Here is a 21,563-nt window from a genome sequence, read left to right on the forward strand (position 1 = left end):
GGTCAGTCCCGGGTGAGCTTGCGGTGGGTGACCGAGTGCGGCCGTGCGGCGTCGGCGCCGAGGCGCTCGATCTTGTTGGCCTCGTAGGCCTCGAAGTTGCCCTCGAACCAGAACCACTGGCCCTCGGAGACGTTGCCCTCCCACGCGAGGATGTGGGTGCAGGTCCGGTCGAGGAACCACCGGTCGTGGGAGATCACCACGGCACAGCCGGGGAACGAGTCGAGTGCGTTCTCCAGCGACCCCAGGGTCTCGACGTCGAGGTCGTTGGTCGGCTCGTCGAGCAGGATCAGGTTGCCGCCCTCCTTGAGGGTCAGCGCGAGGTTCAGGCGGTTGCGCTCACCACCGGAGAGCACCTCGGCCTTCTTCTGCTGATCAGGGCCCTTGAACCCGAATGCGCTCACATAGGCGCGCGAGGGCATCTCGTTCTGACCGACCTCGATGAAGTCGAGTCCCTCGGAGACGACCTCCCAGACGTTCTTCTTCGGGTCGATGTTCGCGCGGTTCTGATCGACGTAGCTCAGCTTGACCGTCTCGCCGACCTTGACGTCGCCCGAGTCGGGGCTCTCGAGGCCGACGATGGTCTTGAACAGCGTCGTCTTGCCGACGCCGTTGGGACCGATGACGCCGACGATGCCGTTGCGCGGCAACGTGAACGACAGGTCCTTGATGAGGACGCGGCCGTCGAAACCCTTGTCGAGGTTCTTGACCTCGACCACCACGTCGCCGAGGCGCGGCGGCGTGGGGATCTGGATCTCCTCGAAATCGAGCTTGCGCATCTTGTCGGCCTCGGCCGCCATCTCCTCGTACCGACCCAGACGCGCCTTGTTCTTGGTCTGGCGGGCCTTGGAACCCGAGCGGACCCAGGCGAGCTCCTCCTTGAGGCGGCGCTGCAGCTTCTGGTCCTTCTTGCCCTGCACCTCGAGGCGCTCGGCCTTCTTCTCCAGGTAGGTGGAGTAGTTGCCCTCGTAGGGGTGCAGCTTGCCGCGGTCGACCTCACAGATCCAGCCGGCCACGTGGTCGAGGAAGTACCGGTCGTGGGTGACGGCGAGGACGGCACCCGCGTACGAGGCCAGGAACTGCTCGAGCCACAGCACGCTCTCGGCGTCGAGGTGGTTGGTGGGCTCATCGAGCAGCAGCAGGTCGGGCTTGGAGAGCAGCAACTTGCACAGTGCGACCCGGCGCTTCTCACCACCGGACAGGTGGGTGACGGGCTCGTCGGCGGGCGGGCAGCGCAGCGCGTCCATGGCCTGCTCGAGCTGGGAGTCGAGGTCCCAGGCGTCGGCGTGGTCGAGCGCCTCCTGCAGCTGGCCCATCTCCTCCATCAGCTCGTCGGAGTAGTCGGTGGCCATGAGCTCGGCGATCTCGTTGTACCGGTCGAGATCCTCCTTGACCTTGCCCATGCCCTCTTCGACGTTCTGGCGGACGGTCTTCTCCTCGTTGAGCACGGGCTCCTGCATGAGGATGCCGACCGACGCGTTCGGGTCGAGGAACGCCTCACCGTTGGAGGGCTGGTCGATGCCGGCCATGATCTTGAGGATCGACGACTTTCCCGCGCCGTTGGGCCCCACGACGCCGATCTTCGCGCCCGGGTAGAACGACATGGTGACGTCGTCGAGGATCACCTTGTCGCCGTGTGCTTTACGCACCTTCTTCATCGTGTAGATGAACTCGGCCATGTCTGCCACCTTCCACGCCGCGTCGAATCAGGTGCGGCTTCGTTTCTGCTCGGGGCACGTCGTGGGTGGGCGTCGATGTCACCGCACCGCGCGCACGTCGGCCCGCGCCGGGATACCCGTCGGAGTCGACCACAACCTTAGCGGTCGTGTCGGCGCGGTCTAGCTCCCCTCGGCCGACGACGTCGACCGGCTCGCGGTCGCCTCGTCGGTGTCCGGCCGTTGCGTCGATCCCTGTCCCGGGTGACCCGCCCGTCCCGACAGTCCGGCCAACATCGCGTTGTACTCGGCGAGTTCGGAGTCGTTGTCGCGGTCCTCGCGGCGGTCGAAACGCTTGGCCATCCGCTGGTCCTGGCGGGTCCACTGGATGAACAGCGCCAACAGCACGATGACCAGGGGGACCTCGCCGGCCGCCCACGCGATCCCGCCACCCACACGCTGGTCGGAGAGGAGATCGGTGTTCCAGGGCAGGCGAAGGGCGCTGTAGTAGCTGCGCGCGATCACCGAGTCCTGCGACATCAGGATCACCCCGAAGAACGCGTGGAACGGCAACGCCGCGAACACCATGGCCACCTTGATCAACGGCTGGACCTGCCGCGGCGACGGGTCTATGCCGATCACGACCCAGTAGAAGAGGTAGCCACTCACCAGGAAGTGGATGTTCATCACGATGTGGGCCGCGTGGTACGTCGCGACCATGTCGAACAACCCGCCCAGATAGAGCACGTAGAAGCTGCCGACGAACAGCACGAACGCGACCACCGGGTGGGTGAGGAACCGCGACACCGGGCTGTGGAGACCGGCCAGGAGCCACTCCCGGGGCCCGGGAGGCGCGCCGCGGCCGGCCGGGCTCAGTGCCCGCAGCGCGAGGGTGATCGGCCCGCCGAGCACCAGCAGGACGGGGATCAGCATCGACATCAGCATGTGCGCGATCATGTGGATGCTGAACATGCCCATGGAGTAGGCGCCCAGACCCGACGACGTCGTGAACAGCAGCAGCACGGTGCCGACGACCCAGCTGATGGTGCGGCCGATGGGCCACGCGTCCCCCCGGCGCCGCAGCCGGAACACCGCACGTAGGTACACGACGCACAGCGCCACGGCCGCGGTGCCGAGGATCAGGTCCACCCGCCACGTCGTGAGCAGCGACGACAGCGTGGGGGCACCGGGGAGGTTGTATCCGAGCTCGACCTGCTGGATCGAGAGCTCGGAGGTGTTGCGCGCCGGCGGCGGGGTACGGGCCAACCCGACCGCGAGGCCGAAGGTCACCGCGAACACCACGACCTCGGCGATGCCGAAACGGATGAAGGCGCCGCGGTCGTCGGGATCGGCGTCGAGGGCCGCGATCGATCGCCTGCGGTGCAGTGCGCCGAACGCTCCGAGGACGATCAGAGCCACGGCCTTGAGGAGGACCACCCGGCCGTAAGTGGTCGTGAAGAGCTCGCCCGGGTGGACGCGGATGAGCGCGTTGATGACGCCGCTCGCGCCGACGACGATGATGCACCACAGCGCCACCCGCGAGAACCGGCGCACGGCGAGCGCGGTGTGCGCCCCCAGCCCCCGCGCGTAGACGAGAACGGCGAAGAGCCCGCCGAGCCAGACGGTGGCCCCGACGATGTGCAGGATCAGACTGTTGGTGGCGTAGTCGTGGTCGCCGCCGGCCGACGAGTGACCGCTGATCGCGAGCGGCATCAGGCTCAGCACCCCCATCCCGAGGGCGACGATGGTCCACCACCAGCGCAGCGCGACGCGGGCCGCGACGGCGGTGACGACGGCGAAGATCGCGGTCCACAACCACGACCGCGCGTCGGCGACCTGATCGAGCGCGTTCATCAGGTTCCCGGGTTCGAGCGATGTGGCCAGGGGTTGACCCGACACGTTCGACAGCGAGAGCGGGATCATGAGCAGCGATGTCACCGCCCACGTCATCGCACCGGCCGCGGCCCACCGGATCGCGCGATAGCCACCGACGTCGAGGACGCCGTCGGCCTGCGGCGGCACGAAGAACGCGGCGAACAACGCCGATCCGATGGCTATGGCGATACCGATCTCGCCGGTCCCCTGCACCACCGGCATGCCATAGGTGGTGAGCCATCCCGGATCGGGGATGCCCGCGAGTGCGACCGCCTCGGCGGCCGACACGGCGGTCACGATCACCGCGACGACGACGGCCACCCACGCGACCACCCAGGCCAGGGCACCGGCACCGCTGCGGCGCAGATCGAGGGAGTCAGGGGTGGTCACGCTCATGGCGCCGAGTCTATCCGCGCGCCGACGGCGGGTTCCCGCGTCGCCGATCGACTCCCGCGACAGTGGTCACCGGCGCGGTTGCCGCGGGAGGCGTGGGCACCGCTGCCACCGATACACTTGCCGCGCGCCTCCGTAGCTCAGGTGGATAGAGCAAGAGCCTTCTAATCTCTAGGTCGCAGGTTCGAGTCCTGCCGGGGGCACAGACTGTCCGGTGGCGACCGCCCGGAGAGGATCACCGTGACGGTGCGGCCGCCGCCGGGACGAACCGATGGGGAGGTGATCGCGGTGGCGACATCGAGGACGCTGAGTGGCCCGTGTCAGGGGTGGCCCGCGGAGAGCGCGTTCATCCGGGAGGTGCTCGATCGAATCGGCGACAAGTGGACGATGCTCGTCATCAGCACCCTGGTCAACGGACCCCTGCGCTATTCAGACCTGCAGGCAAGCATCCCCGGCATCTCCCAGCGGATGCTCACCGTGACGCTGAAGTCCCTCGAACGCGACGGTCTCGTCACCCGGACGGCGTTCCCCGAGGTCCCGCCTCGGGTCGTGTACGAGCTGACGGACCTGGGGCGGTCGCTGTCCGACGCGGTGTTGACCATGGCGACCTGGGCCGCGACCCACCACGAGGAGGTGGCCAGGAATCGGGAGGTCCATGACGTCACCGGTGTCGGCCGCAAGGGCGCCTGAGGGCAGGCGTCCCGGCCGATCACGCTTGACGCTCAGGGGGCGACGACGACCTCGTGCGCGGATCGCGTCCGGTGGGCGTCGAGATAGAACGGTGCGATCTGTGCGGCCGTCATCGCCGGCACGCCGTCGGGCGCCTGGTCGGTGATCCAGGCCGCGATCGCGATGTGCGCGATGTGGACACCGTCACCTTCCACCTCTGCGGCGAGGTTCAACGCCCAGTTCCGCATGGCCGCGGCCCCGGCGTTGACGTTGCCGAAGATCGCGGTGGGGGTGATCGACCCTGCCCCGGTGGTGAACAGCAGTGTTCCCGCGCCGGCGGCGAGCAGGTCCGGGAGCACCGCGGCCGTCGCGGTCTGCGCCCCGTAGAGCTGGTACTCGATCTGGGCCTGGGTGTTCTCCGGAGTGGTCTGCCGGATGTGGACCGGGGCGAGTGCTCCGCCGGACGCGTCGACCGGGGAGTACTCGAGCACGTCGATGCGGCCGAAGCGGTCCTTCGCCGCACCCAGCGCGGCGGTGAGAGCGTCCCGATCGAGGACGTCCGCGGTGAACCCGGCCGCGACGATCCCGTCTGCGGCGAGAATGGCGACGAGTCGGTCGAGCTTGTCGCGGTTGCGGGAGACGAGGGCGACATCGAAGCCCTCGGATCCGAATCTGCGGGCGATGGCGAGTCCGAGGCCGGGTCCGGCCCCGACGATGGCGATGGTGGGCATGGTTGTCCTCTGTTCTGTGTGTGTCCGCGGTGTGCCGCGAGACGGGTGGTCGCAGGTGGGTCCGACGGTGGCGGTCGTTATGCCCGGTCGTCGGGATCGTCGGTGCGAGAGGCGGTCTCGGCCGCGGCGGGCAGTGCGCACATGCCGTCGTCGGGATCGCACAACCCGGCAACCGCGTCGCCGATCATCTGCAGGAGCGGTCGCGCGGTGTCCTCGTTGCTCACGCCACACCCGCCGACACGGTCGGGACGGCCTGGTCGAGCATGCGTGCGTACGCATCGACGGACTGCGCACCCGAGGCTGCGAGACGACCGTCGACCACCACGAACGGAACGCCCTGCGCGCCCAGCTCCCGGCCCTCCCTCCTGTCCGCTCGGACAGCCTCGGCGTACTCGTCTCCGGCGAGCACCTCTCGGACCCGCTCGCGCGACAGCCCGACCTCCACGGCGATCTGCACCAGCACCTCGGGGTCGAAGGGGTCGATGTCCCCGGCGAAGAACCGGTCCTGCACGAGCGAGAAGAACTCTCGCCCCCGTCCCGCCTCCTCGGCGTGATGCGTGACGCGGTGGACGTCGCCGGTGTTGGCGTTGCGGCGGTCCACGGAGAACGACAGACCCTCCCGCAGCGCGAGCGCCTGGATGTGTTTCTCGGCCCGCAGCACCGTCTCCGCGTCGCCGCCGTGCGAGCGGCGGAAGGCGGTCTCGATCGTCTCCGGGGTTCGCGACGCGTCCGGGTTCAGCTCGAACGACCGCAGCCTGATCACGAATCGCTCCGCGTCCGGTCGTGCCGCGATCGCCCGTTCGAGGCGATGCTTGCCGATGTGACACCAGGGACAGCCCAGGTCCGACCACATCTCGACGCTCACCGGACGGTCCGGGCGCGTGGTGTCCTGTTCGTTCATCCTTCACCTCACTGATAGTGCGTAACACCATCATGAGTGTGCTCGCGGAGGCCTACAAAAGGCACTTCGAGGTGCGTGATCTGCGAGCAGCGCGGGGGTCAGGCGCCCGTCCGGCGGATCGTCAGTCCCGTCATCGCCGAGATCGAGCCGATGACGTCGATGACGGCACCGCCGGGGCGCGTCGGGGCGCCGGCCTTGTCCTTCACGCTCGACATCCCGCTGGTGGTCAGCCCTGTCCGTCGGATCTCCTGATCGGGCCCCACACGCAGCTTCACCGTCATGGCCGAGACCTGCAGCTGCACCGTCACCGTCGCCGACGGGATCATCGCGTTCGTGAAGTCGAGGTCGACGGTGCCCATCGTCCCGGTGACGAGGATGTTCGGCGGTGCGTCCCAGACCCCTTTGCGACGCACTGTCTCCCAGTTGGCGTCGAATTCCACCGGTCGTGTCGGGACCGGCGGGGCACCGGTCGCCGCGGCGACGGCGGTGTCGGGGAACAACCTCGCGGCGATGGGCAGGTTCTCGAGGACCGACCGCAGATCGCCGCGCGTCCGGGCCTCGTACACCCGCCCCGACCGCTCCTCGAACTCGCCGATGTCGATGTATCCCGTCGCGAAGGCGTCGTTGAGGTGGGTGATGGCGCGCTCGCGCTCGGGGTTACCGACGCGGATCGCGTCGTCGGGCTGTCCGACCATGGGCGTCAGGCTAGTCCGGAACGGACATCCCCGGCGTCGGCCGAAAGGTCGTCATTCCCCGACGCGACCGTCGATCGCCTCGCGGATGAGATCGGCGTGCCCGTTGTGACGCGCGTACTCCTCGATCAGGTGGACCAGCAACCACCGGACGCCGACAAGCGCCCCGTCGCCGCGGGCGATGGTCGCCAGACCCTCGATACCGATCGTCGCCAGTGCGGTGTCGATGAGAGCCTCGGACTCGGTGACCGCGTGGCGCCACAGTGACCACAGCTCGTCGGGGGTGTCGTCGGCGGCCGAGGTCCAGTCCCAGTCGGGATCGGCCGCCCAGTCCGCTGCCGCCCACGGCTGCGGCATCGGGCGGCCGGCGAGTCGATGTGTCACCCACTGGGTCTCGACGAAGGCGAGGTGTTTGATCATCCCGCCCAGGGTCATCGACGAGGCGGCGACACGTCGTCGCCAACGCGTCGGCGTCGAGTCCCTCGCACTTCCACGCGAACGTGGCCCGTTGGTAGGCCAGGAATGCGCGCAGGGTCTCGACCTCACCCGCGTCGAAAGCGGGCTCACTGCGGTCGCGGACGTCACCATCGGTCATGCGTGCAGCCTAAAGCGAGCGCATTCAGACCGATTATGCACTTTGTTGCACAGTGTGTCGTTGCGTATTAGGGTTCGGACATGGCACTGGAGCACGCGATTCTCGTATCGCTCGCCGAACGACCCGGTACGGGGTACGAGATCGGCCGCCAGTTCGAGCGCTCCATCGGCTACTTCTGGTCGGCGACCCATCAGCAGATCTATCGGACGTTGAAGAAGCTGCACGACGACGGACTCGTCGAGTTCGAGGCGGTCGCCCAGGACTCCCGCCCGGACAAGAAGGTCTACACCCTGTCGCCATCGGGTCGGAATGCGTTGCGCGAGTGGGTGTCACATCCCGCACCCATCCCCCGCCTCCGCGACGAGCTCAGCGTCAAACTCCGCGCCGCCGAGCACGGCGATCTCGACGACCTCCTCGCCGAGATCACCCGACACCGCGACACCCACGCCGAGAACCTCCGCCTCTACGAGTCCTTCGCCGAACGCGACGCCGCATCCGGCGGCGAACGGCACGGGCGACGCCTCCATCAACATCTCGTGCTGCGCGGCGGCATCCGCACCGAACGCGGTTTCGTCGAATGGCTCGACGAGGTCCTCGACGCACTCACCGCCGAACGCTCCCGTGAACACTCCCCCACCACAGCCCCCGACGAAGTAGAGGTCGCACGATGAACGAGCACTACCCGAACCTGTTCGAGCCGTTGATGATCGGGCCGATGACGCTGCGCAACCGCATCGTCATGGGTTCCATGCACACGGGCCTCGAAGAGCGCGCCTGGGACACCAAACGGCTCGCGGCCTACTACGCCGAACGGGCACGCGGCGGCGTCTCGCTCATCATCACCGGCGGCTTCGCGCCCACCCGCACCGGCCTCCTGTTGCCTTTCGGCGGCAAGCTCACCAACCGCCTCGAGGCGCGTCGACACCGTCGCATCACCGGCGCGGTACACGCCGAGGGCGGGCGCATCGCGATGCAGATCCTCCACGCCGGCCGCTACGGCTACACACCCTTCAAACTCAGTGTCGGATGGGAGAAGTCACCGGTCCACCCGTTCAAGCCCATCAAGATGACCGACCTCATGATCCGGCATGTCATCCGCTCCTACGGGCGATGCGCGGTGCTGGCCCGCAAGGGCGGATACGACGCGGTCGAGATCATGGGTGGCGAGGGCTACCTGCTCAACACGTTCCTGTGTCCGCGCACCAACACCCGCACCGACAAGTGGGGTGGCAGCACCGAGAACCGCCAGCGCATCGTCCTCGCGATCATCGACGAGATCCGCTCGCGCGTGGGTCCCGACTTCCCCATCATCATGCGACAGTCCATCGCCGACCTCGTCGAAGGCGGACAGACCTGGGACGAGATCGCGGGCCTGGCGCGGGCTCTCGAGGCCCACGGGGTGAGCGCGATCAACACCGACATCGGCTGGCACGAGGCGAAGGTCCCCACCATCGCCACCTCCGTCCCGCGGGCGGCGTTCGTGCGGTTCACCGAGCGCCTGCGTGACGAGGTGTCGATCCCGCTCATCGCCTCGAACCGCATCAACACCCCCGAGGTCGCCGAGGAGATCCTCCGGCGCGGACGGGTCGATGCCATCTCGATGGCTCGCCCGATGCTGGCCGACCCCGAGTTCTCCAACAAGGCCCGAGACGGTCGCGCCGACGAGATCAACACCTGCATCGGCTGCAACCAGGCCTGCCTCGACCACGCCTTCGTCGGCAAGAAGGTGTCGTGTCTGCTCAACCCCCGCGCCGGTCGCGAGACGCTGCTGACGTTGTCGCCGACCCGACACACCAAGCGGGTCGCGGTCATCGGCGCCGGGCCGGCCGGTCTGGCCGCGGCGGTGTCGTCGGCCGAGCGCGGGCACCGCGTCGACCTCTACGAGGCCGGATCGGCGATCGGTGGCCAGTTCGCCATCGCCGCACGGATCCCCGGGAAGGAGGAGTTCGGCGAGACGATTCGGTACTACACCCGTCGCCTCGAGGTACTCGGAGTCACCGTGCACCTGTCGACCAAGGCCACCGCGGACGAGCTGATCGCCGAACGCTTCGACGAGGTGGTCGTCGCGACCGGCGTGGTGCCCCGTATCCCCGACATCCCCGGCATCGACCACCCGTCGGTCGTCACCTACGCCGACGCCGTGCTCGGTCACCGCGAGATCGGCACGACCGTCGCGGTGGTCGGGGCCGGCGGCATCGGCTTCGACGTCACCGAGTTCCTCACGGTCACCGACTCCCCCACACTCGACATCAAGGAATGGGAGCAGGAGTGGGGCGTGACCGACGACCTCACCACCCCGGGATTCGTCACCAAGCCCCGGCCGATCCCGCCGGTGCGGACCGTCTACATGGTGCAGCGCAAAACAGGTGGACAGGGTAAGGGCCTCGGCCTCACCACCGGCTGGGTACATCGCGCGTCGGTGAAGATGAAGGGCGTCGAGCAGATCTCCGGTGCGCGCTACGACCGCATCGACAACGACGGGCTGCACATCAGCTTCCCCGATTCCGACACCCCCTCACGGGTCCTCGCCGTCGACACCGTGGTGGTCTGCGCAGGCCAGGAGTCGGTGCGCGATCTCCTCGACCCCCTCACCGAGGCAGGGGTGGCCACGCACGTGATCGGCGGAGCCGACGTGGCCGCCGAGCTCGACGCGAAACGCGCCATCCGCCAGGGCACCGAGCTGGCCGCCTCCCTCTAGGACTGCACCGATACCATCTGCTCCCATGGCCCTTCCCACACCGTCCGCGTCCGCCCGCGCCGTCGTCACCGGTGCCTCGTCCGGCATCGGTGAGGCCCTCGCCTGGGAACTCGCCCGCCGCGGCCACTCGCTCATCCTGGTGGCCCGGCGCGGCGAGATCCTCGAGGAGACCGCCGAGAAGATGCGGGCGAAGCACGGGATCACCGTCGAGGTGCGCGCGGTCGACCTGTCCGACATCCGCTCGCTGGAGATCCTGTGCGCCGAGCTCGCCGACCGCGAGATCTCGATCCTGTGCAACAACGCAGGTATCGCGACCTTCGGCGCGATCATCGATCTCGACCACGACTACGAGCGGGCGCAGTTGCGGCTCAACGCCACCGCGGTCCACGAGCTGACATTGGCGGTGCTGCCGCAGATGGTGGCGCGCGGCGCCGGCGGCATCCTCATGGTCGGGTCGGCGGCGGGCAACATGCCGATCCCGAACAACGCGACCTACGCCGCGTCGAAGGCGTTCGTGAACACCTTCAGCGAGTCGTTGCGCGGCGAGGTCGCCGCGCAGGGCGTCCACGTGACGCTGTTGGCGCCCGGCCCCGTGCGCACCGAGGAGCCCTCCCCCGACGAGGCGAGCATCGTCGACAAGATGGTTCCGGGATTCCTGTGGGACGACAGCGCGGGTGTCGCACGCCTGAGCCTGGACGCGTTGGCGCGCAACAAGATGCGTGTTGTCCCCGGCGTGCTGTCGAAGGCGATGTCGGTGGCCGGCGGGTACACCCCCCGCAAGATCGTGGCCCCGATCGTCGGCAATTTCTACAAGAAGCTCGGCGACTGATCCCCACCGACGACTCCTGACTGCACACGAGGATCGCCTGCTGGGCCGACGTTCCCGTTGGTTGGGCCGACGTTCGCACCGACTGGGCCGACGTTCGCGTCGTGAGGACTCGATCAGCAAACGGATCGACGAGCCGATGCAGACGTGCATCGCGTTGCGCCCACTCGACGCACACGACGGCCCAGTCGGCGTGGTCGTGCTGGACGACGAAACGTCGCTATCGACGCCGCTTTCCCGCGCCGAACAGTGATCGGGTGATCTCGCGACCGGCGGCCGAGGCCGCGGAGCGCAGGAAGCTCTTCACCGCGGCGTTGCCCAGCACCTCGGCGACGACACCGGGTTCGTCCTTCGCCGGCTTCGGAGCAGGCGCCGGGGCCGATGGGGCAGGTGCGGCGGGCGTCTCCTGCGGCGTGGGCTCGGGGGCGAGCACTTTCGCGGTCAGCAGTTCGTAGGCCGACTCGCGGTCGATCGACGTCCCGTACTTCTGGTGCAGAGGGCTCGCGGTGGCCGCGGCGGTGATCGCCGGCTCACCGATGGTGTCCATCAGCGAGCGCGGGGGCCGGATGACCGTCCACGCCACAGGAGTCGGCGCGCCGCGTTCGGAGAGCACCGTCACGATCGCCTCGCCGATCCCGAGTGACGTCAGGGCCTTCTCGAGGTCGTAGGCCGTCGAGGTCGGATAGGTGCGCACCGTTTTCGACAGGGCCTTCTGGTCGTCAGGGGTGAAGGCGCGCAACGCATGTTGGATGCGGGCGCCGAGCTGCGAGAGCACCTCGTTGGGGATGTCGGTGGGCAGCTGCGAGCAGAAGAACACCCCGACACCTTTCGAGCGGATGAGCTTCACCGTCTGCTCGACCTGTTCCACGAACGCCTTCGAGGAATCGCTGAACAACAGATGCGCTTCGTCGAAGATGAAGACCAACTTGGGCTTGTCGATGTCACCGGCCTCGGGAAGGAACTCGAACAGGTCGGCCAGGATCCACATCAGGAACGTGGAGAACAGCGCGGGTCGGGCGGCCTGGCTCCCCAGTTCGAAGAGCGTGATGATGCCCTTGCCGTCGGGATCGAGGCGCAGGAGGTCACCGGGCTCGATCTCGGGTTCGCCGAAGAACGTGTCGCCGCCCTCGGCCTCGAGGTTGGTCAACGCCCGCAGGATCACTCCGGCGGTCGCCGACGACACCCCGCCGATGCCCTTGAGGTCGGCTTTGCCCTCGTCGCTGGTGAGATGCGCGATGACCTCGCGGAGATCCTTGAGGTCGAGGAGCGCCAGCCCCTTGCCGTCGGCCCAGTGGAAGATCAGGCCCAGCGTCGATTCCTGGGTTGCGTTCAGGCCCAACACCTTGCTGAGCAGGATGGGACCGAACGAGGTGATCGTCGCGCGGATCGGGACCCCGATGCCCTCGGTGCCGAGGGAGACGAACTCACACGGGTGGGCCGCGGGGGCCCACGTGTCGCCGATCTCGCCTGCCCGCTTGGTGATCCGGTCGCCGGGCTGCCCGGGCGCCGACAGGCCCGACAGGTCGCCCTTGACATCCGCCATCACCACGGGAACCCCTGCGGCCGAAAGCTGTTCGGCGATCACCTGCAGGCTCTTGGTCTTGCCGGTGCCGGTCGCGCCGGCGATCAGCCCGTGCCGGTTCATCATCGCCAGCGGGATGCGCACCTGCGCTGTGGGATCGATGACACCGTCGACGCTGACCGCACCGAGTTCGAGAGCCGCACCCTCGAATCGATAGCCCGCGGCGATCTCGGCGGCGGGTGATGGTGCGTCGGTCGCTTCGGTCACAGTGGGTTCCTCCCGCCCGGCGTCCCCCGGGCGGCGGCACGCGTCCGCCCAACACCATAGCGCCGCCATCGGGGTTGGCTAAGGTTGTCGGGTGCAGGACAAACTCGTATGGATCGACTGTGAGATGACCGGTCTGCGACTCGAGAGCGACAAGCTGATCGAGATCGCGGCGCTGGTGACCGACAGCGACCTCAACATCCTCGGCGACGGTGTCGACGTCGTCATACACGCCGACGATGCCGACCTCGACGCGATGCCCGACGTCGTGAAGAAGATGCACGCCGCCTCGGGCCTGACCGACGAGGTCCGCGCGTCGACGATCACGGTCCCCGAGGCCGAGAAGATGGTGCTCGACTACGTCCGCAAGCACGTCACCTCCTCGGGCGCGGCTCCTCTGGCCGGCAATTCCATCGCCACCGACCGCGGTTTCATCGCCCGCGACATGACGGCACTGGACACCTACCTGCACTACCGCATGATCGACGTGAGCTCGATCAAGGAACTCGCCCGGCGCTGGTATCCGCGCATCTACTTCGGCCAGCCCGAGAAGGGCCTGTCGCACCGCGCGCTGGCCGACATCCGCGAGTCGATCCGGGAACTGAAGTACTACCGGCAGACCGCGTTCGTCGCTGCGCCCGGCCCCGACACCAGCGTCATCAGCCAGATCGTCACCGATCTCGGCGACGCCTGAGACACGCGCACGCAAACCGATTGGTCTTGCCGACACGCGACCGGATAGAGTGGGCTCCTGGTTCCGGGTGACCGGAACCTACGGTGGATGTAGTTCAGTTGGTAGAGCACCAGGTTGTGATCCTGGCTGTCGCGGGTTCGAGTCCCGTCATCCACCCCACAGGTGGGAGGGCCGTCACGGCCCTCCCACTTTTTTCCTCTGGGTCGGCAACGCCTCGGGTGCCGCTAGTGGTAGCTCTCGAACAGAATGAACTCGGGTTCTTCGGACACAGAGGGGTGAACCGCGTCGGCGGGAAACCTCCCACTCACGGCGGCCAGGAGCAGAGAAGCCAGACCGTCCCGGTCGTAGAGCCACACACCGGCGAGGTCGGTGTAGACCGCAGGCCAACCGTTCGGATCGTCGCCGATCGTGTGCCAATACCCGTACCCACCGCCCGAACCTCCTCCCCACGGCTGGAACGCCGCCTCGCCCCCCACGAGGTCTATCGCGGTCCGAGAGCCGTCCGGATGCAACCACTGCGTGCCCAGCGCATCCACCGATTCTTGCCAGGTCGGGTCACCGATGATGTCGAGGAACGTCGCGGACTCCTCGTAGACGTCCTGTCCTGTGGACCCGCCGGGAGCGAAAACGTAGAACTCACCCGAGAACTGCCCCACTCCGTATCGTCCGACGATCTCCCGATAGTCGACGGGCGCGGCGAAACCGAGTGCCTTCTCGAACCTGGTCCAATCGACATCGGCGACGCCTCCGCTCGGCGGTGGCGCCACAGCTGCGATCAATGCGTCAATCGCACCAAGTTTATTTTCGGACATTGGTTTCCGGCCGTCAGTCGTCATGACGTTCGGCCACCTGCCGGCACCACTCCTCGAAGCTCGTCACCCCACCCGCGTGCCGGGGGTGCCCAGCGGCGTCGGCCGACGCCGACGCCGGAACCGATGCCGGAACCGGGGCGGGGGTCGCCGAGCGTGACCAGGGCGCCCACCAGTTGGCCCGACCCAGCCCCGCGACGAGCGCCGGTGCGAGTACCCCACGCACAATGGTCGCGTCGATGATGATGCCGAGCGCCAACGCGGTGGCGAGGATCTTGACGTCGGTGGCCGGGACCCGCGACAGCGAGATGAAGGCCAGGAACAGGATCAACGCAGCTGACGTCACGAGTCGGCCGGTCCGGGTGAGGCCGGTGACGGTGGCCGTGTCGGTGTCGGCGCCCGCGTCGTACTCCTCGCGAATCCGACTGAGCAGGAACACCTCGTAGTCCATCGACAACCCGAAGAGGAACGCGAACACCGCGATCGGGATCCACACCGTGATCGCGCCCGAGGCCTGCTGATCGAACAGGAGCTCGGTCCCGAACCCGTCCTGCCAGATGAACACCGTGATCCCGTAGGCCGCGGCCAGCGACACGACGTTGAGCACCAACGCCTTCAACGGCAGAACGACCGATCGCAATGCGCGCGCGAGCAGCGCGAACGTCACCAGCACGATCAGACCGATGATCCACCAGGCGTTCCCGTAGACCGCGGAGATGAAGTCCGCGTTCTGCGCGGCCGCGCCCCCCACGGAGGCACCGGTACGCTCCGCGGCCGTCCGTACCTCTGCGGCGGCGTCGGCGCCCGCGGTGGTGGAGACGTCGTCGCGTGTCCACACGTCGACGATCCTCCGGTCACCACTCGCCCATTGCCCGGGGCTGATCGCCGCGGCGACACCCGGAACCGACCTCACCGCCGCGAGCACCCGGTCCGGCGATGTCGTGAGCACCTCGACGGGCTTGGTGATCCCCGCGCCCAGACCGCTGTCGGTCACTGCCGTGATCGCGGCGCCGGCGGGTCCCCCGCGCGACGCGAGGGATTCGTTCGTCGGATCGGACAGGTTGAGACCCAGAAGTGGCAGCGCGAGCACCACGAGGACGGCCGCGGCGACGACGGTCGAGAGCCACCGGCGTCGGACCACCGTGGTCCCCACGCGCTTCCACAGTCGGCTGTCGGGGCTGGTGGAGCGGCGATGCGGCCACTCCAGACGACGTCCGGCGACCACCAGGAGTGCAGGGAGCAGAGTGAGGGACGCCGCCACGCTGATGAGCGGGATCAGCAGTCCGGTGAACCCGATCGAGCGGAGGAAGGGCACCGGCAGGGCGATGAGGGCGGCCAGGCTGACCGCGACGGTGAGACCGGAGAACAGCACCGACCGACCGGCCGTGACCACCGCGTGCTGCACGGCGGCCACGTCGTCGAGTCCGTCACCGCGCGCCTCGCGCCACCGTGTGACGATCAGCAGGGCGTAGTCGATGGCGACGCCCAGCCCGATGAGGGCGAGCAGGTACTGCACGATGAACGACACATCGGTGATGGCGGTGAGACCCCACAGGATCAGGAATGTCGTGAGGATCGATGCGACCGCGACGGCGATGGGCATCAACGCGAGGAAGGAACCGAACACGAGCGCCAGCACCACCAGGGCGCCCACACCGCCGAAGATGGTCTCGGCCAGGATGTCGACTCCCCCGCCCCCACCCGCGGCCGCCAACGCGTCGGCGCCGGTGACCGCCACCGGGACCCCCAGCCGAGCCGAGGTGTCCGAGGCGACACCCTGCAACGCGGGCAGTGCGGCTCCGTAGGGTTCGGCCCCGCCCGACTGCCTCGGGTAGACCATCACCACGCCGAGGCCGTCGGCCGATCGCAGCGCCGGCTCGTCGACGAACGATGCGATGCGTGCACCGGGCACCGCGGCCCGCGCGGCGTCGGTTACCCCCTCACCGGCTGCGTCGGTCGCCGGACGCTCCCGGTCGCCGACGACCAGGAGCACCGGACCGGCGGGACCACCGGACCCGAACTGCTCGACGATGTCGACGTTCGTCTCGTACCCGGACTGCCCCGGCAGGCTGAATTCGTAGCTCAGGGCCGACACCGCCTGCGAGGCACCGAAACCACCCAGCGCCGTCAACAGGATCCATGCCGCGATCACCCATCGACGGTTGCTCACCACGAGACGCGCGAATCGTTCCATCAGATCTCCATCCCGGGTGTCTGCGCGGCCGGCGCGTGCGTCACCATCGTCGCGACGCCTCGATCAACTTGTGCAGGAGCAGGTTCAGCTGCTCGGCCTCGTCGTCGCCGAGACCGAGATTGCGAGGCCTGTTGAAGGCCGCGACCGCGTCACCGGCACGTCCGACGAGCGACCGACCCGCGTCGGTGAGGTGGATCGGGATCGCGCGTCCCCGGCGGTTGTCGGCGTCGCGTCGGAGAAGATCTCGCTCGAGGAGACCGGCGAGGAGTTCCGCCATGCTCTGCTGGCGGACGAGTATGCGTCTGGCGAGTTCGGCCTGGCTGATGCCAGGGGTCGCCTCGAGCTGGATCAGGACGCCGAACTGCACCGGCGAGAGTTGTTCTGCGGCAAATATCTCCGAGAACCTGCGCGCGACCGGGTGGTAGGCCTGCACGAGCGTCCATGCGGGCAGGGCCGCGATGTCGTCGTTGCTCCACTTCGGCGCGGGCGGGGGCACATCGCCGACGGTAACAGGAACCTGTCATCCCGAGAAGGGGTTCGAACAACACGGGGCGGCCCGACCCTGTGGGTCGAACCGCCCCGGCGATCGTGGGAACCGATCACAGCGACCGCGAGATGATCTCCTTCATGATCTCGTTGGTGCCTGCGTAGATCTTCTGGACACGGGCGTCGGCCCACATTCGTCCGATCGGGTACTCGCTCATGTAGCCATAGCCACCGAACAGCTGGAGGCACTCGTCGAGAACATCCATGGCTTTGTCGGTGGTCCACCACTTCGCCATCGCGACCGTCGGGATGTCGAGCTTGCCCTCGAGATGCTTGACGATGCAGTCGTCGACGAACACCCGCGCGATGTGGGTCTCGGTCGCGGCCTCGGCGAGGGTGAACTTCGTGTTCTGGAACCCGAACACCGGGCGCCCGAATGCCTTGCGGTCCTTGGTGTAGGCGATGGTCTGGGCGACCGCCGACTCCATCCCGGCCACCGAGGCGACGGCGATGATGAGGCGCTCCTGGGGCAGCTGCTGCATGAGCTGGATGAAACCCTGGCCCTCCTCGGTCCCGAGCAGATTCGAGGTCGGCACGCGAACCCCGTCGAAGAACAGCTCGGAGGTGTCCTGTCCGCGCTGACCGATCTTGTCCAGCACACGTCCGCGCCGGAACCCGTCGCGATCGCCCTCGACGAGCACCAGCGAGATGCCCTTGGCGCCCTCGCTCGTGTCGGTCTTGGCTACCACGATGATGAGATCCGCCTGGGAACCGTTGGTGATGAACGTCTTCGAGCCGTCGATGACGTACTCGTCGCCGTCGCGGATCGCCTTGGTCGTGATGGCCTGCAGGTCCGAACCGGTACCGGGCTCGGTCATCGCGATCGCACCCACCACCTCACCCGAGGCCATCTTCGGCAGCCAGTGCTGCTTCTGGTCCTCCGAGCCGTAGGCCAGCAGGTAGTGCGCGATGATCCCGTTGTGCAGGCTCACGCCCCACGACGAGTCGCCGATACGCGCCTGCTCCTCGATCAGGATCGACTCGTGGGCGAAGGTGCCGCCACCGCCGCCGTACTCCTCGGGGATCGACATGCACAGCAGACCGAGTTCGCCGGCCTGGTTCCACAGGTCACGGTCGACGTGGTGCTGCTCGATGTACTTGTCGACGTTGGGAGCGACGTTGCGCTCCATGAACGACCTGGTCATGCTGCGCAGGTCGTCGAGATCGTCGGTGGCCCAGGGGGAACGCTCGGTCATCGTGTGCCTTCCTGCGACCACTCGGTCGCAACAGTGTCAACGCAGAGCGTAACACTGAGGAATGGCAGTGACGGGAGGGTCCTACGACTGGTCGCCCGCGTTGCCGCGTTTCCACACGTCCCAGGGGATGTTCCAGTCGCCGAGGCCGTCGGTACCGGGCAGCACGTCGCCGACGGTGTTCTTGACCTCGACGATGTCGCCTCGCAGCGCGGTGTTCATGAACCACTCCGCGTTCTCCGGGGACACGTTCAGACACCCGTTGCTGACGTTGTCGACACCCTGATCGCCGATCGACCACGGCGCCGCGTGCAGGTAGATGCCGCTGTAGGACATCTGCGTGTCGAAGTACACCGTCTCGCGGTATCCACCGGGCGAGTTGACCGGGACGCCGTACGTCGAGGAGTCCATGACGATCGACGGCAGACGGTCGCCGACGATGTAGACGCCCCGATTGGTGGGCGTGCTGTCCTTGCCCATCGAGGTGGGGATGGTGCGGACCACCTTGCCGTTGATGGCCACCGACACCTGCTTGGTGCGGTCGTCGGCGGTCGCGACCAGCGACCGTCCGATGGTGAAGTTCAGGTTCTGGTTCTCCTGGCCGAACAGTCCGTTGCCCAGATCGATGCCGTAGGTGTTCACCTTGACGTTGACCTTGGTGCCGGGCTGCCAGTAGTTCTGCGGACGCCACCGCACCTCGGAGTCGCTGAGCCAGTAGAACGCGCCCTCCACCGGAGGGTTCGTGGTCACGCTGATCGCGTTCTGGGCGGCCTTGCGGTCGGTGATCGGCTCGTCGAAGCGGACGGCGACCGGCTGACCGATCCCCACCGTGGAGTTGTTGTCCGGCAGCACGTAGGCCTGGGTCAGGTTGTTCGGCGCGCGGGTCGTGAACGACAGCTTCGTGGAGTTGGTCCCGGCGATACCGGCGACGTCGGCGGACAACGTGTAGGTGCGGTCGTAGCCGAACGGCTCGGTGCTGGTCCACACCGTGCGGTCGGCGTTGTACGCGCCGGCCACCATGCCGCCGTCGGCCTTGGGGATGCGGACGTCGGTGAGCTGACCCGATCGGGAGGTCACACGGACCGGGGCGCCCGGCTGGACACCGACAGCGCGATCGAGAAGTGGTTGCCCCGAGAGCCCGGTCACCGAGATCTGGGGGCGCAACATGTCGTCGATCCCGGCCGACGCGCCGACCGCATTGCTGTAGGTCGGGGCCGCGGTTCCGGCCGAACAGGCGCCCAACACGCCCACCGCACACACCGACAACGATGCGGCCACCCATCGTGAACGCCCGCCGTCGACCCAACCGAACTTCATGTCCACTCCCGAAATCGTTTCTCGCACTTGTACTGTGTGGCGCCGACGCGCAGTAGGCCGCCGCGGTCTCTCGCCGAACCGACGCGGCCGGACCTCGCTGTCACGACTCGCTGATGCCATCGACCCCGTCGGGGTCGTCACCTCGTTGTACGGCCCGCGCACCGTCGCGATCCGCAGGAGATCACAGGGTTCACGGGCGGGGTGTCGGCTCGGTGAACTCAGTGTACGAGACGTCCGGAGGTCGGGGAGCCAGGCGAGCACCGGCCACGTCATCGAGGCCGATCCGTGACCGGCGGGACACGATTTTCGTCCGACGCTCCCGACCTGTTAATGTTCCTTCTCGCACGAAGCACGCGCCATTAGCTCAATTGGCAGAGCAGCTGACTCTTAATCAGCGGGTTCGGGGTTCGAGTCCCTGATGGCGCACCACACAAGCAAACGGCACCGCATCCGATTCGGATGCGGTGCCGTTTGTCGTTGTGCCGCCGGTGCGGGCGACGATCAGCTGACGAGCTTCTTCAGGGTCAGAGCCACCACGATCACGCCCACGCCGATGAGCGGGAACTTGATGGCCGGCGCGTTGAGGGTGGCCAGCACGCCGTTCTTCGCATCCTCGGCGAGTCGCTGCGGGTTGGCCCGCACCGCGAGGGTGTCGAGGGTCGACGCGAGCTCTTCGCGCGCACGGGCGATGTCACGTTCGATGCTGTCGGTATCCCGTGCCACAGGTCCTCCATCTGGGTCGATGTACTCAGGGTTCGAGTCGGTTGTCCCCTCACGGTAGTTCACCGCGTCGGCGACCGAGCCGGGGTCGCCACCGAAAGGGTCGACTACCGTGACTCGACGTGACCACCAGCAAGCGCCTGCAGGCCGGCGACCCGGCCCCCGCGTTCACCCTGCCCGACGCCGACGGGAACCCCGTCTCCCTGTCCGACCACCTCGGCCGGCAGGTCATCGTCTACTTCTACCCCGCCGCCTCGACGCCCGGTTGCACCAAGCAGGCCTGCGATTTCCGCGACAACCTCGCCGAACTCGACGGAGCCGGCATCGCGGTCCTGGGCATCTCTCCCGACAAGCCGGAGAAGCTCGCGACATTCCGCGACGCGGAGTCGCTGACCTTCCCGCTGCTCTCCGATCCCGACAAGAGGGTGCTGACCGAGTGGGGTGCGTTCGGCGAGAAGACGATGTACGGCAAGACGGTCACCGGCGTCATCCGCTCGACCTTCCTCGTCGATCCCGACGGCACCATCGCGGTCGCGCAGTACAACGTGCGCGCCACCGGACACGTCGCCAAGCTCCGTCGCGACCTGTCGGTCTGAGCGCACGGCCGACAAGGAGATGCCCGACGCGAGAGGCGCCACGCACCGCGGCGCCTCACCGCCCGAGCCGCTCGTCCCGCGGAAACGCCCGACGCAGGAGCGCAGCCGCCGCCGCTTCGAGTCGATGCTCGTCGAGGCGCGCTCGCTGCTGATCGAGGTCGGCTTCGAATCCCTCACGTGCGAGGAGATCGCGTCGCGCGCCGACGTCCCGATCGGCACGCTCTACCAGTACTTCGCGAACAAGTACGTGATCGTCTGCGAGCTCGATCGCCAGGACGCCGTCGGCGTCCAGCACGAACTGGCCGCGTTCGCCGCGGAGATCCCCTCACTGGACTGGATCCGCCTGTTGGACAAGTTCATCGACCACCTCGCGGCCCTGTGGCGCGACGACCCGTCACGGCGCGCGGTGTGGCTCGCCGTGCAGTCGACGCCGGCCACCCGGGCGACCGCGACGATCCACGAACGTGCCATCGCCGATCAGGTGGCGCGCATCATCGCCCCGCTCACCCCCAGCCAACGCACGCGACGGGTGATGATGTCGGAGGTGTTGGTGCACACGGCGTATTCGCTGTTGAGCTTCTCGGTGCAGGACGGCCACGACCATGCACGCACCGTCGCCGAACTCAAACGCATGCTCGGCGGTTACCTGCTCCTCGAGGACGGCCCCGCGGGCTGA

At 67.8% G+C, this 21,563-nt stretch carries 21 protein-coding genes and 3 tRNA genes; 10 read left to right on the forward strand and 14 right to left on the reverse strand.

Annotated elements, in window-relative coordinates:
• Positions 1-2 precede the first annotated feature (2 nt).
• Together ettA and ACQ7HM_RS20545 are read right to left on the reverse strand one after the other, a co-directional pair.
• Positions 3-1,676, reverse strand: coding sequence for an energy-dependent translational throttle protein EttA (ettA, locus tag ACQ7HM_RS20540; protein ID WP_434218086.1), 1,674 nt, complete (start codon positions 1,674-1,676; stop codon positions 3-5).
• 159 nt (positions 1,677-1,835) lie between these two features.
• The gene (locus ACQ7HM_RS20545; RefSeq protein WP_434218087.1) at positions 1,836-3,923 is read right to left on the reverse strand and encodes a cytochrome c oxidase assembly protein; all 2,088 of its coding nucleotides are present in this window, start codon (positions 3,921-3,923) and stop codon (positions 1,836-1,838) included.
• Between the two features lie 126 nt (positions 3,924-4,049).
• Between ACQ7HM_RS20545 and ACQ7HM_RS20550 the strand changes: the two genes are divergently transcribed.
• Together ACQ7HM_RS20550 and ACQ7HM_RS20555 are read left to right on the forward strand one after the other, a co-directional pair.
• A tRNA-Arg gene (locus ACQ7HM_RS20550) sits at positions 4,050-4,123 on the forward strand.
• Between the two features lie 85 nt (positions 4,124-4,208).
• Positions 4,209-4,610, forward strand: a complete 402-nt coding sequence (locus tag ACQ7HM_RS20555) for a winged helix-turn-helix transcriptional regulator (RefSeq protein WP_434218088.1) — start codon at positions 4,209-4,211, stop codon at positions 4,608-4,610.
• A 32-nt stretch (positions 4,611-4,642) separates the two neighbouring features.
• Here the strand turns inward: ACQ7HM_RS20555 and ACQ7HM_RS20560 are convergent, their stop codons facing one another.
• From ACQ7HM_RS20560 to ACQ7HM_RS20580, 5 genes are all read right to left on the reverse strand, one after another.
• Positions 4,643-5,320, reverse strand: coding sequence for an SDR family NAD(P)-dependent oxidoreductase (locus ACQ7HM_RS20560; RefSeq protein ID WP_434218089.1), 678 nt, complete (start codon positions 5,318-5,320; stop codon positions 4,643-4,645).
• 77 nt (positions 5,321-5,397) lie between these two features.
• Positions 5,398-5,544, reverse strand: a complete 147-nt coding sequence (locus ACQ7HM_RS20565; protein ID WP_434218090.1) for a hypothetical protein — start codon at positions 5,542-5,544, stop codon at positions 5,398-5,400.
• The gene (locus ACQ7HM_RS20570; RefSeq protein ID WP_434218091.1) at positions 5,541-6,221 is read right to left on the reverse strand and encodes a DsbA family oxidoreductase; all 681 of its coding nucleotides are present in this window, start codon (positions 6,219-6,221) and stop codon (positions 5,541-5,543) included. Before ACQ7HM_RS20570 ends, ACQ7HM_RS20565 begins: the two co-directional genes overlap by 4 nt.
• Before the next feature lie 98 nt (positions 6,222-6,319).
• Positions 6,320-6,916, reverse strand: coding sequence for a DUF1707 SHOCT-like domain-containing protein (locus ACQ7HM_RS20575; protein WP_434218092.1), 597 nt, complete (start codon positions 6,914-6,916; stop codon positions 6,320-6,322).
• 51 nt (positions 6,917-6,967) lie between these two features.
• Positions 6,968-7,333 (reverse strand): DUF664 domain-containing protein, encoded by a 366-nt coding sequence (locus ACQ7HM_RS20580; RefSeq protein WP_434218093.1) that lies wholly within the window; start codon positions 7,331-7,333, stop codon positions 6,968-6,970.
• A 255-nt stretch (positions 7,334-7,588) separates the two neighbouring features.
• On the opposite strand from ACQ7HM_RS20580, the gene ACQ7HM_RS20585 reads away from it, so the two are divergent.
• Genes ACQ7HM_RS20585 through cmrA form a run of 3 tightly spaced genes read left to right on the forward strand, consistent with a single transcriptional unit; the run spans position 7,589 to position 11,035 of the window.
• On the forward strand, positions 7,589-8,179 hold the full coding sequence (locus tag ACQ7HM_RS20585; protein ID WP_434218094.1) for a PadR family transcriptional regulator: 591 nt from the start codon (positions 7,589-7,591) through the stop codon (positions 8,177-8,179).
• Positions 8,176-10,206: an FAD-dependent oxidoreductase gene (locus ACQ7HM_RS20590; RefSeq protein WP_434218095.1), complete on the forward strand. Its 2,031-nt coding sequence runs from the start codon at positions 8,176-8,178 to the stop codon at positions 10,204-10,206. Before ACQ7HM_RS20585 ends, ACQ7HM_RS20590 begins: the two co-directional genes overlap by 4 nt.
• Positions 10,207-10,231: 25 nt before the next feature.
• Entirely contained in the window at positions 10,232-11,035 is an 804-nt protein-coding gene (gene cmrA / locus ACQ7HM_RS20595) for a mycolate reductase (protein ID WP_434218096.1), read from the forward strand.
• Positions 11,036-11,252: 217 nt separating this feature from the next.
• On the opposite strand, the gene ACQ7HM_RS20600 is transcribed toward cmrA, so the two are convergent.
• Entirely contained in the window at positions 11,253-12,890 is a 1,638-nt protein-coding gene (locus ACQ7HM_RS20600) for a helicase HerA-like domain-containing protein (protein WP_434218097.1), read from the reverse strand.
• 22 nt (positions 12,891-12,912) lie between these two features.
• Between ACQ7HM_RS20600 and orn the strand changes: the two genes are divergently transcribed.
• Together orn and ACQ7HM_RS20610 are read left to right on the forward strand one after the other, a co-directional pair.
• Complete coding sequence (gene orn / locus ACQ7HM_RS20605; RefSeq protein WP_434218098.1) at positions 12,913-13,512, forward strand: oligoribonuclease; 600 nt, start codon at positions 12,913-12,915, stop codon at positions 13,510-13,512.
• An 83-nt stretch (positions 13,513-13,595) separates the two neighbouring features.
• Positions 13,596-13,671 (forward strand) — tRNA-His (locus tag ACQ7HM_RS20610).
• Between the two features lie 65 nt (positions 13,672-13,736).
• On the opposite strand, the gene ACQ7HM_RS20615 is transcribed toward ACQ7HM_RS20610, so the two are convergent.
• The 5 genes from ACQ7HM_RS20615 to ACQ7HM_RS20635 all read right to left on the reverse strand — a co-directional run bounded on the left by ACQ7HM_RS20615 (position 13,737) and on the right by ACQ7HM_RS20635 (position 19,571).
• On the reverse strand, positions 13,737-14,348 hold the full coding sequence (locus ACQ7HM_RS20615; RefSeq protein ID WP_434218099.1) for a hypothetical protein: 612 nt from the start codon (positions 14,346-14,348) through the stop codon (positions 13,737-13,739).
• Positions 14,338-16,515, reverse strand: a complete 2,178-nt coding sequence (locus tag ACQ7HM_RS20620) for an MMPL family transporter (protein ID WP_434218100.1) — start codon at positions 16,513-16,515, stop codon at positions 14,338-14,340. Before ACQ7HM_RS20620 ends, ACQ7HM_RS20615 begins: the two co-directional genes overlap by 11 nt.
• Before the next feature lie 40 nt (positions 16,516-16,555).
• Positions 16,556-17,011: a MarR family winged helix-turn-helix transcriptional regulator gene (locus ACQ7HM_RS20625; RefSeq protein ID WP_434218101.1), complete on the reverse strand. Its 456-nt coding sequence runs from the start codon at positions 17,009-17,011 to the stop codon at positions 16,556-16,558.
• 103 nt (positions 17,012-17,114) lie between these two features.
• Positions 17,115-18,257, reverse strand: coding sequence for an acyl-CoA dehydrogenase family protein (locus ACQ7HM_RS20630; RefSeq protein ID WP_434218102.1), 1,143 nt, complete (start codon positions 18,255-18,257; stop codon positions 17,115-17,117).
• An 81-nt stretch (positions 18,258-18,338) separates the two neighbouring features.
• Complete coding sequence (locus tag ACQ7HM_RS20635) at positions 18,339-19,571, reverse strand: L,D-transpeptidase (RefSeq protein WP_434218103.1); 1,233 nt, start codon at positions 19,569-19,571, stop codon at positions 18,339-18,341.
• A 353-nt stretch (positions 19,572-19,924) separates the two neighbouring features.
• Here ACQ7HM_RS20635 and ACQ7HM_RS20640 point away from each other — a divergent pair.
• Positions 19,925-20,000: transfer RNA gene (locus ACQ7HM_RS20640), tRNA-Lys, on the forward strand.
• A gap of 72 nt (positions 20,001-20,072) precedes the next feature.
• On the opposite strand, the gene ACQ7HM_RS20645 is transcribed toward ACQ7HM_RS20640, so the two are convergent.
• The gene (locus ACQ7HM_RS20645) at positions 20,073-20,294 is read right to left on the reverse strand and encodes a DUF3618 domain-containing protein (RefSeq protein ID WP_045822338.1); all 222 of its coding nucleotides are present in this window, start codon (positions 20,292-20,294) and stop codon (positions 20,073-20,075) included.
• A 119-nt stretch (positions 20,295-20,413) separates the two neighbouring features.
• Here ACQ7HM_RS20645 and bcp point away from each other — a divergent pair, with 119 nt between their 5' ends.
• Both bcp and ACQ7HM_RS20655 read left to right on the forward strand, forming a co-directional pair.
• Positions 20,414-20,887 carry a thioredoxin-dependent thiol peroxidase gene (bcp, locus tag ACQ7HM_RS20650; RefSeq protein ID WP_434218104.1) on the forward strand — a complete coding sequence of 158 codons (474 nt, stop codon included), beginning with the start codon at positions 20,414-20,416 and terminating at the stop codon, positions 20,885-20,887.
• A 19-nt stretch (positions 20,888-20,906) separates the two neighbouring features.
• The gene (locus tag ACQ7HM_RS20655) at positions 20,907-21,563 is read left to right on the forward strand and encodes a TetR family transcriptional regulator (RefSeq protein WP_434218105.1); all 657 of its coding nucleotides are present in this window, start codon (positions 20,907-20,909) and stop codon (positions 21,561-21,563) included.

Origin of the sequence: Williamsia sp. MIQD14, from assembly GCF_051025635.1 — a bacterium.
GTDB lineage: Bacteria > Actinomycetota > Actinomycetes > Mycobacteriales > Mycobacteriaceae > Williamsia_A.

Excerpts from the sequence above, each read along its gene's own strand:
- ACQ7HM_RS20635 (WP_434218103.1), bottom strand. The coding sequence starts at position 19,571 with ATGAAGTTCGGTTGGGTCGACGGCGGGCGTTCACGATGGGTGGCCGCA.
- ACQ7HM_RS20630 (WP_434218102.1), bottom strand. The coding sequence starts at position 18,257 with ATGACCGAGCGTTCCCCCTGGGCCACCGACGATCTCGACGACCTGCGC.
- ACQ7HM_RS20570 (WP_434218091.1), bottom strand. The coding sequence starts at position 6,221 with ATGAACGAACAGGACACCACGCGCCCGGACCGTCCGGTGAGCGTCGAG.
- ACQ7HM_RS20620 (WP_434218100.1), bottom strand. The coding sequence starts at position 16,515 with ATGGAACGATTCGCGCGTCTCGTGGTGAGCAACCGTCGATGGGTGATC.
- ACQ7HM_RS20590 (WP_434218095.1), top strand. The coding sequence starts at position 8,176 with ATGAACGAGCACTACCCGAACCTGTTCGAGCCGTTGATGATCGGGCCG.
- ACQ7HM_RS20585 (WP_434218094.1), top strand. The coding sequence starts at position 7,589 with ATGGCACTGGAGCACGCGATTCTCGTATCGCTCGCCGAACGACCCGGT.
- ettA (WP_434218086.1), bottom strand. The coding sequence starts at position 1,676 with ATGGCCGAGTTCATCTACACGATGAAGAAGGTGCGTAAAGCACACGGC.
- ACQ7HM_RS20575 (WP_434218092.1), bottom strand. The coding sequence starts at position 6,916 with ATGGTCGGACAGCCCGACGACGCGATCCGCGTCGGTAACCCCGAGCGC.
- ACQ7HM_RS20615 (WP_434218099.1), bottom strand. The coding sequence starts at position 14,348 with ATGACGACTGACGGCCGGAAACCAATGTCCGAAAATAAACTTGGTGCG.
- ACQ7HM_RS20580 (WP_434218093.1), bottom strand. The coding sequence starts at position 7,333 with ATGATCAAACACCTCGCCTTCGTCGAGACCCAGTGGGTGACACATCGA.
- ACQ7HM_RS20560 (WP_434218089.1), bottom strand. The coding sequence starts at position 5,320 with ATGCCCACCATCGCCATCGTCGGGGCCGGACCCGGCCTCGGACTCGCC.
- ACQ7HM_RS20545 (WP_434218087.1), bottom strand. The coding sequence starts at position 3,923 with ATGAGCGTGACCACCCCTGACTCCCTCGATCTGCGCCGCAGCGGTGCC.
- ACQ7HM_RS20655 (WP_434218105.1), top strand. The coding sequence starts at position 20,907 with ATGCCCGACGCGAGAGGCGCCACGCACCGCGGCGCCTCACCGCCCGAG.
- cmrA (WP_434218096.1), top strand. The coding sequence starts at position 10,232 with ATGGCCCTTCCCACACCGTCCGCGTCCGCCCGCGCCGTCGTCACCGGT.
- ACQ7HM_RS20600 (WP_434218097.1), bottom strand. The coding sequence starts at position 12,890 with ATGGCGGCGCTATGGTGTTGGGCGGACGCGTGCCGCCGCCCGGGGGAC.